The organism is Bacillus sp. GbtcB14 (assembly GCF_019091205.1).
Taxonomy (GTDB): domain Bacteria; phylum Bacillota; class Bacilli; order Bacillales; family Bacillaceae_G; genus Bacillus_A; species Bacillus_A cereus_AG.
Genome location: NZ_JAGXJT010000004.1, coordinates 229,900 through 244,952 on the forward strand (window position 1 = coordinate 229,900; position 15,053 = coordinate 244,952).

Consider the following 15,053-nt stretch of genomic DNA (forward strand, 5'->3'; position numbering starts at 1 on the left):
TTCATTATACTATCAAAAACAGTTTGCTACAACGAAGGAGCCAGTCCTCTTTCGCTAAGTACATGCTACTCAACAATTTTAAAAAGGCTTTCTATAACAAGCAATGTAAATGCCCGGACTTTCAATGAATAGCATGAAAAAATCCCCTTGACGATTTTTATCGTCAAGGGGATTAAAGCCCTTATTTCTTACCGAAATAAGTAACAATCGCAAATCCTAAAATAAAGGTAATAATTGAACTTATAATTGAAAATCCTCCAGTTGGAATACCAGGGAACACAATTACAATCGAGCCGATAACAAGTCCAATAATTGCCGCAAATGTCATACTTTTATAACGATCTAACAAGAAACTAATTCCTTTACTACTTACAACAAACCCTGCCATAACACCGGCACCGATAACTACGATTAAAGGTAAGTTCAGTGTAGTTAAAGCATTAATTGCTGTCGGATACACACCAATAATTAATAAAATAAATGATCCACTAATTCCAGGCAGCAACATAGCCATACTAGCCATCCAGCCCGCGAAAAATAAACCAATTGCATTTAAAATTGTTAACGTCGTAATTGGATCTGCTGCCTTATCTGGTTTAAAGAAAGCTGTGATCGCAACAAGAATTGCTGCAACTATTAATAAAACAATGTGCTTACCTTTAAACGACGACTTTGCATCAGCTTCCCTCATTAACATCGGTAATATACTAATAATTAAACCGAGGAAGAAAAATTGAGTCGGTTCATAATGATTTGCAAGTAAATATTTAATAACGTGACTTAACGTTAAAAATGCTGCTGCCACACCAGCTGCAAGGGGAATTAAAAATCCTAAATGCTTTTTCCATTCACGACTAAAGAATCCACTAATTGCCGCAAGCAATTGTTCATAAATCCCTAACACAACAGCGATTGTACCGCCGCTCACACCAGGAATTAAATCACTAACGCCCATACAAAATCCACGATATATATTACGCCATTCCATACTGAATAAATTCCTCATTTCTTATAGTGATTTTTTCCGTAAAGTCCAGTATATCAATAAGAAAGCTTATAATCCTAATATTTTTTGACAAAACTTTGACATTTTCACAAAAAAAAAAAAGAAAGCTCCTATCGGTAGCTTTCTTCTCAAAAGGCATGTTATCCCTTATTTTTCTGATACTGTTTTTAGTTCTTCTAATAATTCTTCTACGTAATGTTGTGCACTTTGTGCTGCGATACTACCATCACCTGTTGCAGTTACAATTTGACGTAGCATTTTTTCACGAACATCTCCAGCTGCGAAAATACCAGGAACTTTCGTTTCCATACGCTCATTTGTTTCAAGGTAACCATTTTCATTTGTAATACCCAGTTCAACAAATGGTTTTGATAGTGGTAACATACCGATGTAGATGAACACGCCATCAGTTTTGACTTCTTTCTCTTCTCCACTGTTTACGTCTACAAGTGTTACGCTTCCCACTTTACCATTTGCATCGTTAATTTCTTTTATAGTGTGATTCCAAATGAAATCAACTTTCTCGTTTTGGAAAGCACGATCTTGTAAAATTTTCTGTGCACGAAGAGTGTCACGACGGTGAACGATTGTTACCTTCGATGCGAAGCGTGTTAAGAACACACCCTCTTCAACAGCAGAATCTCCGCCACCAATAACTACAAGTTCTTTTCCTTTAAAGAAAGCCCCATCACATACCGCACAATATGATACACCGCGGCCGCCAAGTTCAGCTTCGCCTGGCACACCAATTTTTTTATATTCTGCACCGCTTGCAACGATAATTGCACGTGCTTTATATTCTTTTTTGCCAGCAATAATTGTTTTGTATTCTTTACCATCGATGACTGCTTTCACATCACCGTATGCATATTCAGCACCAAATTTCTTCGCATGCTCGAACATTTTATTTGATAAGTCTGGTCCTAAAATAGACTCATAACCTGGATAGTTTTCTACATCTTCTGTGTTTGCCATTTGTCCACCTGGGATACCACGCTCAAGCATTAATGTGCTTAAATTCGCACGAGATGTATATACTGCAGCTGTCATACCAGCTGGTCCTGCACCAATAATAATGACATCATAAATTTTTTCTTCTGACACACTATTCACTCCTATTCATTCCTACACAATTAAGTTACCCTCATTATACTGTTAGCATCATTTTTTTCCCAATGATTTGCTTACCCTATGTGTGCGTACGCTTAACAGCCTGCACATACTTTCGAACAGTCGCTACAGATACATTATATACATCTCCAAGCTCCGACTGTGTCATCTTATTTCCTTGTTCGCCGCGCACAATGTATTCAACCGCAGCTGACCAGCCGTATACATTTGTAAAAACTGCCCCAGATGTATATAAACGTATGAACGTACAAAACCAAAATTGTAAACACTCTTCGATTAATTCATCATCTTTTTTCGTATAATTATATAAAGCATCCGCAATTTGTGCGCACTGTTCAAATTGCTGTAAATCAGCTGGAATGCTCTTATGGCTATTAAGTAAAAAGAAATACTTTGCAAGTTGCGATACAATCGGAACACCGTTCTTCGCCTGCGTTACATCAAAGAAGAATCCCACCTTCTCTGGCGTTGACAATTCATTCATTAAATATAAAGCTAGCATTTGTTCCTCTAGCGTCGCACTTTGTTGAAATGATTTTCGTAATTCTTCAAATAATACGTTTTGTCCTTCATCTGCTAAGTTCAGCGCATTCCACGGTTCTTTTCCCTTTTTATCAGGGTGCAATTCTACAACATGCTGCCACATTTTTTCAGCTACTTGCTGATCTTTCACCATATAAGCAGAATATGCAAACCAATAATAAAAACTAACGTCTCCCTCGTATCCTTGACGCTTTAATACTTTGAACCATTTATATGCAGGCTCAAAATGACCAATTGTTGCAAGTGTCGTTCCAAGTTTCAAACGATGCTCGAACGAAATCGGATATACTGAAACTAACTGCTCCGCTAACGCTTCCACTTGTTTATGCTCTCCAATTGAATATAGGAAAATAAGCGTATTACAAAGCGCATGTATATTACCAGGATTTTTCTCTAAAATCATTTCCGTTAACTTCAGAGCTTTATCTACATTACCAGATTGAAAATGTGCAATGGCTAAATTATTATGACCCGACCAAAATTCCGGATAATCTTTTGTAACAATTTCTAATGTAGCAATTGCTTCTTCCAATTGTCCATTACGAATATAACGATTCGCTTCTTCCTGCATAACAATTAGATCATCTTCATCCTCAATCTCTTCCGCACCCATCGCTTCTTCTTCCATAATTTCAAGTAATTCTAATGTATCTTCTACAAATTCCTTCTCTTCTGCAACTTCTAAATAGCGATCCGCATACTTTTTCGCCTGCTGAAATAGCCCCATATATGCATAATTATTTGCAATAAAATAATAGCACTGTTCCAGTTCTGGATTAGATCTAACAAGCTTAAAGAAGATTTGATTCGACTCTTGATATTCACCAGCCTCAGATAATACTGTTGCTAATTGGCATAAAATAAACGGCTCCTTCTCACTTTGTGCCGCTCTTCGAAAATATTTAATTGCATCTTGTAATTTTTGCCCTTTGTAAGCCCTCATCCCTTTTTTATAAAAGAAGTCCGCTAATTGATTAAAAGAGATAACTTGTCCGTTCTCCTTATATATTCCTTGATTTTTCCCCATATATCCTCCAGTTTTTTGTTTTCTTCGTTCACACATTCTTCTATCTATAAGTATAAACGATTCCGTAAAAAACAAAACAGTATATTATACTCAATTATTTCCTTTTTATTCATTAAAAAAGAAGAGAAATGTTACATTTTTGGCATCAGCCTTCTCTAGCATCCATTTCTTCTTTCGTATAAATAACACGCATTGGATTTCCACCCACGAAAGCACCACTTGGGACATCTCTATGAACAAGTGTACCTGCTGAAACAATCGCGCCATCCCCGATTTTCACACCTGGTAATATAGTCGTATTTGCTCCAATCATCACTTCATTTCCTATGATGATCTCTCCAAGTCGGTATTCCCGAATTAAATATTCATGTGCTAAAAGCGTTGTATTATAGCCGATAATCGAATTTCCTCCCACAGTTATCTTTTCTGGGAACATAATGTCCGGCATTACCATAAGCGCAAATGATGTTTTCTTTCCGACTTTCATCCGTAAAAATGTGCGGTACAACCAATTCTTGACGGATAAAAATGGTGTATAACGCGCAATTTGGATAATAATAAAGTTTTTCATTACCTTCCAAAAAGACACTGTTTTATACACATTCCATAATGAATTTCCTCCCGAAACAGGATAGCGCGTTGTCCGTCGCACTTAACTCGCTCCTCTACTAAAAAGTGAAACTGTAAGTTAATAAGGAAATTCCCCTACTAACTTACTTAGGCCTTTATGACCGGTTCATATTAGACAAAATCGGTAGCAAATCACTCATTTTATCTAGCATAAAGTCCGGCTTGTACGCCTCTAAATACGCTCTACCTTTCAACGTCCATGAAACTGCAGCTGTTTTCGTACCCGCATTTTGTCCACCAACAATATCATGATGGTTATCCCCAACCATCAATGCTTCTTCCGGTTTCGCATCTAATAACTCAAGCGCTTTTTGAAGTGGCTCTGGGTGTGGTTTCACATGCTCTACATCATCAATTGTCACGACAACATCAAAAAATTCATCAAGCTTTGACAGCTTTAATCCCATTTCAACGGTTTGTCTCGCTTTCGTTGTAACAATACCAACTTTATAGCCTTGCTTCTTCAACTCTTGAACTGTTTCATATACAGTTTCATATTCTTCCACTAATTCATCGTGATGCTCATGGTTAAATTGACGATAACATGTAATCATCTCCTCAACCTTGTTCTCATCAATCTTGCTGAAAGTATCATGTAAAGATGGACCAATGAATGGCAATACATCTTCACGCTTATATTGATTTGGATAATATGTATGTAACGTATGTAAAAAAGAAGAAATAATAAGTTCGTTTGTATTAATTAAAGTCCCATCTAAATCAAATAACACTGTATTTATTCTCATTGCCTTAGTCCCTTCTCTTTCCTGAATATGAAAGAAGCAGCACCTTATAATAAGATGCTACTTTTCTCTAATTTTCCGAATATCTTTTATCAGCTTGCCCCATTTTTCGTCTCACAATAATGAAAATAATAGAAATAACAACAAGTCCAATTGACATTACTTGTGCGATACGAAGTGGTCCTAGCATTAAACTATCTGTACGTAAGCCTTCTACGAAGAAGCGCCCTACTGAATACCAAATTAAATATGTGAAGAATAATTCCCCGCGTCGTAAATTCACTTTTCGTAATGCAAGTAATAAAATGACACCTGCAAAATTCCATAGTGATTCATATAAAAACGTCGGATGATAGTATACACCATCAATATACATTTGATTAATAATGAAATCTGGTAAATGAAGGCCTTCTAAAAACTGTCTCGTTACTTCATCACCATGTGCCTCTTGGTTCATAAAGTTTCCCCATCGGCCAATTGCTTGTCCTAGTAAAATACTTGGCGCAGCAATATCAGCCAACTTCCAGAATGAAACCCCGCGGCGTTTCGCAAAAAGAATCCCTGTAATAACAGCCCCGATTAAACCACCATGAATCGCCAAGCCACCTTGACGAATATTAATAATTTGACTCGGATTTTGCGCGTAATATTCCCATTCAAAAATAACATAGTACATTCTCGCAAATAGAATAGCAATCGGTACTGCAATTAATACAAGGTCAACAAATGTATCTTTTGGAATACCTAGCCTTTCCCCCTCGCGAGTTGCTAGCCAAAGACCTAATAGCACACCTGTACCGATAATAATCCCGTACCAATAAACAGGAAACGGTCCAAGTTGGATCGCTACACGGTCAAGCTGTGGTACAGAACCTAACAGCATATGTATGACCTCCCTCTCCAAAGTTTACTCCTGATTTCCTAACTCAATCGCACTCATTAATCGTTCAGAGAACTGCTGTGCTGCATTGACTCCCATACGTTTTAAACGGAAGTTCATCGCTGCTACTTCAATAATAACAGCCAAGTTTCGACCAGGACGAACTGGAAGTGTAATCTTCGTAAGTTCTGTATCAATAATCTTCATCTTCTCTTCATCAAGACCTAAGCGATCATAATTTTTCTTTTGATCCCAAATTTCAAGATTAATAACAAGCGTAATACGCTTATAATTTCGCACTGCCCCTGCACCGAATAACGTCATAACGTTAATGATACCTAGACCACGAATTTCTAATAAATGCTCAATTAAATCTGGTGAGCTTCCTACTAATGTGTCTTCATCTTCTTGGCGAATTTCTACACTATCATCCGCAACAAGGCGGTGGCCACGCTTCACAAGTTCAAGAGCTGTCTCACTTTTACCAACACCACTTTGACCTGTAATTAAAACACCAACACCGTAAATATCTACTAACACACCATGTACAGCTGTTGTTGGTGCTAACTTACCTTCTAAATAATTGGTTAAACGACTTGATAATCTCGTTGTCGTTTGAGAAGAACGTAATAAAGGCATGCCTGATTCACGTGATGCTTGTAATAACTCGTCTGGTACATCTTGATTACGAGTTATAATAATACATGGTGTCTCCTCAGTACAAAGCGCTTTCATTCTCTCTTGTTTTTGCTCTGTTGTTAACGTATCAAAGAACGTAAGCTCCGTCTTTCCAAGAAGCTGTACGCGATCAGCTGGATAATATGTAAAAAATCCGGCCATTTCAATTCCAGGTCGTGATAAATCACTTGTATCAATCGGACGATGAATTCCTTCTTCACCACTTATTAACTCCAATTGAAATTGTTCAATTAAATCTTTTGTCCTTACTTTCGGCATATGTATAAACCTCCACTCCGCTGCGGGTTCAGTCTCATTTGATGTAAAATTCCATTCTACCGGATATTGTACCATTTTTTTCTGGAAACAAGAAATACGGTTTCTACTAAATAGAAAAAAACATTTCATACACATCATGAAATGTTTTTCTTTTTGTCATTTTCTCTTTTTTTCATATAAAGGTTCCACAATTGCCTTTTCAATAATCATATTAAAAATTGAAATACAAATTGCCGCAACAATTGCTACACCAAACCCTGATATATTAAATGCATCTCCTAATAATGAATCTGCTATTTTTAACGTAATCGCATTAATAACAATTAAGAAGAACCCAAAAGTTACAACCGTAATTGGTAGCGTAATTAAAATTAAAAACGGTTTTACGAACACATTTAAAACAGCCAAGATAATACTCGCAATAATTGCAGTTTGTATATTTGCTACGTAAAACGCGTCTGGCGCAATCCCTTTTAAAAGTCCCGATACAGCGATTAACACAACGCTATTTACAAGAAGTGATACAATCCATCTCATTTTCTTACACATCCTTTTGACATATATATTTCATCATACGCTAATAGATAATAAACGCAAGTAGCATGCAAATACTTATATCAACTTATTCTACTCTTCACGCTTGTATACCTACTAACATCTCCCCACAAAATAAGGGCCACACCATCTATGTTCATGCGTTTTCACAAAGGTCCAAGTGAAATCTTTGTCTACAATATAGATATCGCCTTTATATGCATCATCTATTTCACACAATATATCCTCCATACGTAATAAACTCGCATCCTTTATTAGCAGTACTTCCTCACAATGTTGATAGAATATATAACAATTCTTTTTCACTTCATTATGAAACGCATTCTCCGCTTCTTTACCCTCTAAACAATTCTTTTTCTCATAACTAAATACGTGCCAAAGATACCCACATGCATACTTATCTCCATAAAGGAAAATGTCTTCTTTTTCCTCATAACTTAAATGGTTTGCAAAGTGATCCTCCCAGCGCTTGCGAAAGTATACACCCCAATTTTGAAACTCTCTTACTTTCATATTTTTCTTTCTTAAAACATCTATAAACTCCATTTCCTCCCCCTATAAAGCGAATTTTTAATCAGTAGGGATTTTGTTCATCCCCACTGATTATTAGTCAAATCAATCGGATCGCCCACAAATAGCGGGATAAAATAAAAACCGAGCGTCATTTCCACTCGGTTTTTATGAATACACTTATTGTGATAACTCTACTTCTTTTATTTTCTCTTTCATTCTTGCTTTATCACGAACTAAAATCTCTTTTAAATACTTACCTGTATACGAGCGCTCTTCTTTCACTACTTGCTCTGGCGTTCCTGAAGCAACGATTTGTCCACCTTTGTCTCCGCCCTCTGGTCCAAGGTCAACAATGTAATCGGCTGTTTTAATAACATCTAAATTATGCTCAATTACAAGAACTGTCTCACCACTTTCAACAAGACGCTGCAATACCTCTAGAAGACGCGCGATATCATGTGCATGTAAACCAGTCGTTGGCTCATCTAGAATGTATAACGTACGACCTGTAGAGCGACGGTGTAATTCAGAAGCTAATTTCACGCGCTGTGCTTCTCCTCCAGATAACGTCGTAGCTGGTTGCCCTAATTTCATATAACCAAGCCCAACGTCTACAAGTGTTTGAAGTTTACGCTTAATTTTTGGGATATTAGCGAAGAATTCTACCCCGTCTTCAATTGTCATCCCTAACACTTCAGAAATGTTCTTATCTTTATACTTCACTTCTAACGTTTCGCGGTTATAACGTTTACCATGACAAACTTCACACGGAACGTATACGTCTGGTAAGAAGTGCATTTCGATTTTAATAATTCCATCACCACGGCACGCTTCACAACGTCCACCTTTTACATTAAAGCTGAAACGTCCTTTTTGATATCCACGCACTTTCGCTTCATTCGTTTGTGCAAACACATCACGAATATCATCGAATACACCTGTATACGTCGCTGGATTAGAACGTGGTGTACGTCCGATTGGCGATTGATCGATATCGATTACTTTATCTAAATGCTCAAGACCTTTAATTTCTTTATGGGTACCTGGCTTTGCTTTCGCTTTATATAACTTTTGCGCTAATGATTTATATAGTACTTCATTAATCATCGTACTTTTACCAGAACCAGATACACCCGTTATCGCTACAAACGTACCAAGTGGGAATGACATCTTTGCATTCTTTAAGTTATTCTCTTTTGCACCGACAATCTCTACTTTACGCCCGTCACCTTTACGTCTTTCAAGCGGAACTGGAATAAACTCTTTACCACTTAAATACTTCCCTGTTAATGAATTCTCATCTTGCATCACTTCAGCCGGCGTCCCCGCTGAAACGACCTGTCCACCGTGAATGCCTGCACCAGGTCCGATATCAAGTAAATAGTCAGCAGCCATCATCGTATCTTCATCATGTTCAACGACAATTAACGTATTACCTAAATCGCGCATTTCTTGCAACGTACGAATAAGACGGTCATTATCGCGCTGATGCAAACCGATAGAAGGCTCATCAAGAATGTAAAGTACGCCAGTTAGACGAGAACCTATTTGCGTCGCTAAACGAATACGTTGCGCCTCACCACCTGATAAAGTTCCTGCGGCACGACTTAACGTTAAATAGTCTAAACCGACGTTTACTAAGAATCCAACGCGCTCCTGAATTTCTCTTAAAATTAAATGAGCAATTTTTTGTTGTTTCTCTGTTAGCTCCACACTTGAGAAGAATTCCTGTACTTCTTGAACAGAATACTTCGTTACATCAGCAATCGTTTTATCACCAACAAAAACAGCTAAACTCTCAGGTTTTAAACGTCCACCTTTACACTTCGGACAAGCTTGTTCTGCCATATACTTTTCCATTTGCTCACGGACATAATCAGAACTCGTCTCACGATAACGACGTTCAATATTTGGAATAACACCTTCAAATAAAATCTCATTTTCCTTTACTTGACCAAATTCATTTACATAGCGGAAATAAACTTTCTCTTCTCCGCTTCCGTACAACACTTTATCAAATAAATCTTTCGGTATATCTTTCACAGGCATATCCATATCAACGCCGTAATGATTACATACAGATTGTAAAAGCTGTGGGTAATATTGTGAACTTGTCGGTTCCCACGGAGCAATCGCATGTTCATTTAATGATAAATCCCAGTTCGGAATAACAAGCTCTAAATCTACCTCTAGCTTTGAACCAAGTCCATCACAAGAAGGACATGCTCCGAATGGACTGTTGAATGAGAACATGCGCGGCTCTAATTCCCCGATTGAAAAACCACAATGCGGACAAGCATGATGTTCACTAAATAGAAGTTCCTCTTCTCCCATTACATCAATTAACACTCGTCCTCCGCCAAGCTTTAATGCACTTTCAAGTGAATCAGCAAGACGGCTTGCGATTCCTTCTTTTACAACAATACGGTCAATTACAACTTCAATGGAATGCTTCTTATTTTTATCTAACGCAATATCTTCAGATACATCAAGCATTTCACCGTTAACACGTACACGAACATACCCTTGCTTCTTAATATCTTCAAGCACTTTTACATGTGCACCTTTACGTCCAGAAACGATAGGAGCTAAAACTTGTAATTTCGTACGTTCAGGATATTCAAGTACACGGTCTACCATCTGCTCTACTGTTTGTGACGTAATTTCAATACCATGATTCGGACAAATCGGCGTACCAATTCGCGCAAATAATAAACGTAAATAATCATAAATCTCCGTTACCGTTCCGACAGTTGAACGTGGATTACGACTCGTCGTTTTTTGATCGATTGAAATCGCTGGTGACAATCCTTCAATCGTATCTACATCCGGCTTATCCATTTGTCCTAAAAACTGACGCGCATACGCAGATAACGATTCTACGTATCTGCGCTGCCCTTCTGCATAAATCGTATCAAATGCTAATGATGATTTCCCTGAACCAGACAATCCCGTTACAACGACAAGCTGATTTCTCGGAATGGTTACATCAATATTTTTTAAGTTATGTGCTCTAGCACCTTTTACAACAATAAAATCCTTGCTCATGCTCACTCTGTTCACCCTTCCGCTTTTAATTCTAATAGTAAATCTCTTAACTCAGCTGCACGCTCGAAGTCTAACGCTTTTGCTGCTTCTTTCATCTCTGCTTCCATCTTCGCAATTGTCTTTTCACGCTCTTTTTTCGTCATCTTCTTAGCCGGCGCTGCTTCATATGTTTCCGTCTCTTCAGCAGCTGTCGTTGCACGGATGACATCACGCACACCTTTTTGAATTGTTTTCGGTGTAATACCATGTTCTTCATTGTAAGCTTCTTGTATAGTACGACGACGCTGCGTTTCTTCAATTGCAATTCCCATTGATCTCGTTATGCGATCTGCGTACATAATAACGCGGCCGTTTTCATTACGTGCTGCACGACCGATTGTTTGAATTAATGAACGTTCTGAACGCAAGAACCCTTCTTTATCAGCATCTAAAATGGCTACAAGTGATACTTCCGGAATATCTAATCCTTCTCTTAATAAGTTAATACCAACAAGAACATCAAACTTACCAAGGCGAAGATCGCGAATAATTTCAATACGTTCTAACGTTTTAATTTCAGAGTGAAGATAGTTCACTTTAATTCCTACATCTTTTAGATAGTCTGTTAGATCCTCTGACATCTTCTTCGTTAAAGTCGTAATTAATACACGTTCATTTTTCGCAATGCGATCTTGAATCTCTCCTAATAAATCGTCAATTTGTCCTTCGATTGGTCGTATATCAATTGGCGGATCTAAAAGCCCTGTTGGACGAATAATTTGTTCTATTACTTCTGGCGACTGCTCTAACTCATACGGCCCTGGCGTTGCCGAGACGTAAATAACTTGATTCGTTTTCTCTTCAAACTCATCAAATGTGAGCGGCCTATTATCTAAAGCTGATGGCAGACGAAATCCATGATCCACAAGCACTTGCTTACGTGCTTGGTCCCCGTTATACATCGCTCTTACTTGCGGCACGGATACGTGTGACTCATCCATAACGATTAAGAAATCTTCCGGGAAATAGTCTAATAACGTATATGGCGTTGCACCCGCTGGGCGAAGTGTTAAATGACGGGAATAGTTTTCAATACCTGAACAAAAACCCATCTCGCGCATCATTTCTAAATCATAACGTGTTCGCTGCTCTATACGCTGCGCTTCTAACAATTTACCGTTATCATTTAATTCTTTTAAACGCACTTCTAATTCTTTTTCAATATTTTCAATAGCGACCTTCATCTTTTCTTCACGTGTAACGAAGTGAGATGCTGGGAAGATTGCTACATGATCACGTTCTGCTAATACTTCACCCGTTAATGCATTTACTTCGCGAATACGATCGATTTCATCGCCGAAAAATTCAATTCGAATACAATGCTCGTCAAGTGATGCTGGGAAAATTTCAACTACATCTCCGCGCACACGGAATGTACCACGTTTGAAATCAATGTCATTACGTCCATATTGCACATCAACAAGTTCACGAAGCAATTGATTGCGGTCCTTCTCCATACCAACTCGAAGTGAAACAACTAACTCGCGGTATTCTTCTGGAGAACCTAAACCATATATACACGAAACACTTGCAACAATAATCACATCATCCCGTTCAAATAATGAAGACGTTGCTGAGTGACGCAATTTATCAATTTCATCATTAATCTGCGCGTCTTTTTCAATAAACGTATCTGTTTGCGGCACATACGCTTCTGGCTGATAATAATCGTAATAACTAACAAAATATTCAACTGCATTATTCGGGAAAAAGTCTTTTAACTCACTATATAACTGTCCCGCTAACGTTTTATTATGAGCCATGACAAGTGTTGGCTTCTGCACTTCTTTAATGACATTTGAAATCGTAAATGTCTTACCCGTTCCTGTCGCTCCAAGCAACACTTGCTTTTTCTTTCCACTATTAATCCCCTCTACAAGCTTCTCTATAGCCGCTGGCTGGTCACCTTGTGGGGAATACGCTGATATAATTTCAAATTGATGTTCCAAGTAAAATCCGACCTCCTCATAAAAAATCTGTATTATTATTTTACCACGAATGCCCATAAAAAACCTAAAAAAACGAACAGATATTCGGTAAAATTTTCGACAATATATACATAGAAAAAGGAAGGAGTCAAAACTTCCTTCCTCTACTAACTCTATTTTTCAGGTACATATAATAAATCATATCCATTGCGCCCATTTTCATTCACACAGTCTATTAACCTATAAGCCGTTTGTGATTCACGCTGCTCTTTAACAATCCTTTTACAGCTATCTTTATGTAACCCTTTATCCTCACCAGCAAATTGGTCTTTTCTATTATCTGACACATAAAGTATATCGTTCTCACTATGCTCTAACTTTTGAAAAATCGGATCCCCTTCATGTGTGTAATGTACAATTCTTACTTTATCAACTTTCCCTTGTTCCACATTCAAAACGAACTGTTCGAATTTATCTAGATTAGAAATTTCTGCCCCTTTTGCAATGACATCATTCTTCTTATCAATTGCATTGTTAGGTTGTGAACATGCTACTAAATTAAAGAGAAATAGACATATAAAACTGCTTCTTTTTCCTATTGTCATCCTCTCCTATAAGAATTATTTGTATACTGCAAAAGCTACTTTCCTCTATGAAAGTAGCTTTTCTTTTCCTTTCTCCTTCTTCGGAAAAATCACATATGAAAATGAAATCGCTGTATCAACTAAAAATATAATTGCCCACACTTGGCTCACGCGACTTGCAGCTTTATTTAAAACGATTCCCGATTCTAACCAATTACCCCATTGTTCAAATGGAATAAATCCATACGCGAAGAAAAAGAATATGTGCACACCAACGAATAAAACAAGATGTAATACCCAATTTTTTATTTCCTGCTTCGCATAGGCCATACCTGTTAATTCTATATGTTCTTCAATAATAGGCGCTGGTTCATTCCGCCATTTCGCAACTAGCTTTTGCACAAATATATCAAGCTTCTTCAAATCCTTTTTCCCGTAGAAAACTGCATACAATAAAATAATGACAGTAATGATTTGAAAATTAGAGAACTTTCCTGTTTGATAATAGTCCACTGCCCCTAATGTTAAAATAAACACTTCATTTACGAGGAGTACAATCCCCATAATAAAGCTCGCCTTCTTCAAACGGAATCCGTAACGGAGTAAAACGAAACCGATAGCCGATAACCAAAATACAATCTCTGCTCCAATTAAAAAATACCAACGATATTCTGCGAGTATACTCATTTATCCCTCTCCTTTTCATCATATATACGAAAAGCTTCATCCATATATAATAAAAGTTCTTCTTCAATTGGATACATGCTCATTTTCTGTGAATCTTCCTTTGATTTTCTAACCTCCCATAACTTATCTAAAAACGCTTCGTCACCATTAGCCATTTCTAAACACTTCTGCATTAATCTCTTCATTGCCCTTTGTACCTCATCACTAGCGGCTTCTTTACCCTCTTTCATAAAAATACGTAATTGCTTTAATAAATCTACCCATTCTAAAACATTCGGATCTTCTTCACTCATATTCGGCAAATTATGAAGCAACTTTTGTTCTTCCTTTGAAAATACTTCATTTTGAAATATTTCACGTATACGAGGAGACTGTTTTGAAAGCTGAATAAGTTCAAACATAACTTTCCAATCAAGTTCTCCCTCTACATCTACCGAATAAACAACCGCTTGTAAAACACGCTCCATTCGATTGAACTTCTTTTGCTCCTCTTGTACAAATCGAAGTTGGTTTTCAAGTGATTTTTTCAAATCCAGCTCACCTTTTACTAACATATTCGCAACTTCTTTTAATGAAAATCCCATTTCTTTTAAAAATAAAATTTGTTGCAAACGAATAACGTCAGCTTCACTATATAACCGATGCCCACCCTCTGTTTTTCCGCTCGGCTTTAATAAATCTATTTGATCATAATAACGTAGTGTACGTACTGTAACCCCTGTTTCTCTCGTCAATTCTTGTATTGAAATCACTACCATCACCTCTTCCATTTCATTATAAAA

Annotated in this window: 14 protein-coding genes; all 14 read right to left on the minus strand. The window is 37.4% G+C overall.

Going from position 1 to position 15,053, the window contains the following annotated elements; genetic code table 11:
• Positions 1 to 181: 181 nt before the first annotated feature.
• Positions 182 to 988, minus strand: coding sequence for a DUF368 domain-containing protein (locus KVT31_RS13840; protein WP_000455195.1), 807 nt, complete (start codon positions 986 to 988; stop codon positions 182 to 184).
• Positions 989 to 1,153: 165 nt separating this feature from the next.
• Positions 1,154 to 2,110: a thioredoxin-disulfide reductase gene (trxB, locus tag KVT31_RS13845; protein WP_001288064.1), complete on the minus strand. Its 957-nt coding sequence runs from the start codon at positions 2,108 to 2,110 to the stop codon at positions 1,154 to 1,156.
• Between the two features lie 85 nt (positions 2,111 to 2,195).
• Positions 2,196 to 3,707 carry a tetratricopeptide repeat protein gene (locus tag KVT31_RS13850; protein WP_088098377.1) on the minus strand — a complete coding sequence of 504 codons (1,512 nt, stop codon included), beginning with the start codon at positions 3,705 to 3,707 and terminating at the stop codon, positions 2,196 to 2,198.
• Between the two features lie 145 nt (positions 3,708 to 3,852).
• The gene (locus KVT31_RS13855) at positions 3,853 to 4,359 is read right to left on the minus strand and encodes an acyltransferase (RefSeq protein ID WP_088098378.1); all 507 of its coding nucleotides are present in this window, start codon (positions 4,357 to 4,359) and stop codon (positions 3,853 to 3,855) included.
• A gap of 73 nt (positions 4,360 to 4,432) precedes the next feature.
• Positions 4,433 to 5,083, minus strand: coding sequence for a pyrophosphatase PpaX (gene ppaX, locus KVT31_RS13860; protein ID WP_063259555.1), 651 nt, complete (start codon positions 5,081 to 5,083; stop codon positions 4,433 to 4,435).
• A gap of 67 nt (positions 5,084 to 5,150) precedes the next feature.
• A complete protein-coding gene (lgt, locus tag KVT31_RS13865; protein ID WP_000924233.1) occupies positions 5,151 to 5,963 on the minus strand; it encodes a prolipoprotein diacylglyceryl transferase in 813 nt (270 codons plus the stop codon).
• A gap of 24 nt (positions 5,964 to 5,987) precedes the next feature.
• Positions 5,988 to 6,917 carry an HPr(Ser) kinase/phosphatase gene (gene hprK / locus KVT31_RS13870; RefSeq protein ID WP_001127251.1) on the minus strand — a complete coding sequence of 310 codons (930 nt, stop codon included), beginning with the start codon at positions 6,915 to 6,917 and terminating at the stop codon, positions 5,988 to 5,990.
• A 156-nt stretch (positions 6,918 to 7,073) separates the two neighbouring features.
• Complete coding sequence (locus tag KVT31_RS13875; RefSeq protein ID WP_001267308.1) at positions 7,074 to 7,454, minus strand: phage holin family protein; 381 nt, start codon at positions 7,452 to 7,454, stop codon at positions 7,074 to 7,076.
• A 114-nt stretch (positions 7,455 to 7,568) separates the two neighbouring features.
• Positions 7,569 to 8,018 (minus strand): DUF4275 family protein, encoded by a 450-nt coding sequence (locus tag KVT31_RS13880; protein ID WP_088098379.1) that lies wholly within the window; start codon positions 8,016 to 8,018, stop codon positions 7,569 to 7,571.
• Between the two features lie 144 nt (positions 8,019 to 8,162).
• On the minus strand, positions 8,163 to 11,033 hold the full coding sequence (gene uvrA, locus KVT31_RS13885; protein WP_140392605.1) for an excinuclease ABC subunit UvrA: 2,871 nt from the start codon (positions 11,031 to 11,033) through the stop codon (positions 8,163 to 8,165).
• 11 nt (positions 11,034 to 11,044) lie between these two features.
• Entirely contained in the window at positions 11,045 to 13,021 is a 1,977-nt protein-coding gene (uvrB, locus tag KVT31_RS13890) for an excinuclease ABC subunit B (RefSeq protein WP_088098381.1), read from the minus strand.
• 152 nt (positions 13,022 to 13,173) lie between these two features.
• Complete coding sequence (locus KVT31_RS13895) at positions 13,174 to 13,605, minus strand: DUF4362 domain-containing protein (RefSeq protein ID WP_088098382.1); 432 nt, start codon at positions 13,603 to 13,605, stop codon at positions 13,174 to 13,176.
• Positions 13,606 to 13,650: 45 nt separating this feature from the next.
• Positions 13,651 to 14,271, minus strand: coding sequence for a hypothetical protein (locus KVT31_RS13900; RefSeq protein WP_088098383.1), 621 nt, complete (start codon positions 14,269 to 14,271; stop codon positions 13,651 to 13,653).
• Positions 14,268 to 15,029, minus strand: a complete 762-nt coding sequence (locus KVT31_RS13905; RefSeq protein ID WP_140392600.1) for a MerR family transcriptional regulator — start codon at positions 15,027 to 15,029, stop codon at positions 14,268 to 14,270. The genes KVT31_RS13900 and KVT31_RS13905 overlap by 4 nt, the downstream gene beginning before the upstream one ends.
• Positions 15,030 to 15,053: the final 24 nt, after the last annotated feature.

Excerpts from the sequence above, each read along its gene's own strand:
- uvrA (WP_140392605.1), bottom strand. The coding sequence starts at position 11,033 with ATGAGCAAGGATTTTATTGTTGTAAAAGGTGCTAGAGCACATAACTTA.
- KVT31_RS13850 (WP_088098377.1), bottom strand. The coding sequence starts at position 3,707 with ATGGGGAAAAATCAAGGAATATATAAGGAGAACGGACAAGTTATCTCT.
- KVT31_RS13895 (WP_088098382.1), bottom strand. The coding sequence starts at position 13,605 with ATGACAATAGGAAAAAGAAGCAGTTTTATATGTCTATTTCTCTTTAAT.
- KVT31_RS13900 (WP_088098383.1), bottom strand. The coding sequence starts at position 14,271 with ATGAGTATACTCGCAGAATATCGTTGGTATTTTTTAATTGGAGCAGAG.
- hprK (WP_001127251.1), bottom strand. The coding sequence starts at position 6,917 with ATGCCGAAAGTAAGGACAAAAGATTTAATTGAACAATTTCAATTGGAG.
- KVT31_RS13875 (WP_001267308.1), bottom strand. The coding sequence starts at position 7,454 with ATGAGATGGATTGTATCACTTCTTGTAAATAGCGTTGTGTTAATCGCT.
- ppaX (WP_063259555.1), bottom strand. The coding sequence starts at position 5,083 with ATGAGAATAAATACAGTGTTATTTGATTTAGATGGGACTTTAATTAAT.
- KVT31_RS13840 (WP_000455195.1), bottom strand. The coding sequence starts at position 988 with ATGGAATGGCGTAATATATATCGTGGATTTTGTATGGGCGTTAGTGAT.
- KVT31_RS13905 (WP_140392600.1), bottom strand. The coding sequence starts at position 15,029 with ATGGTAGTGATTTCAATACAAGAATTGACGAGAGAAACAGGGGTTACA.
- KVT31_RS13880 (WP_088098379.1), bottom strand. The coding sequence starts at position 8,018 with ATGGAGTTTATAGATGTTTTAAGAAAGAAAAATATGAAAGTAAGAGAG.
- lgt (WP_000924233.1), bottom strand. The coding sequence starts at position 5,963 with ATGCTGTTAGGTTCTGTACCACAGCTTGACCGTGTAGCGATCCAACTT.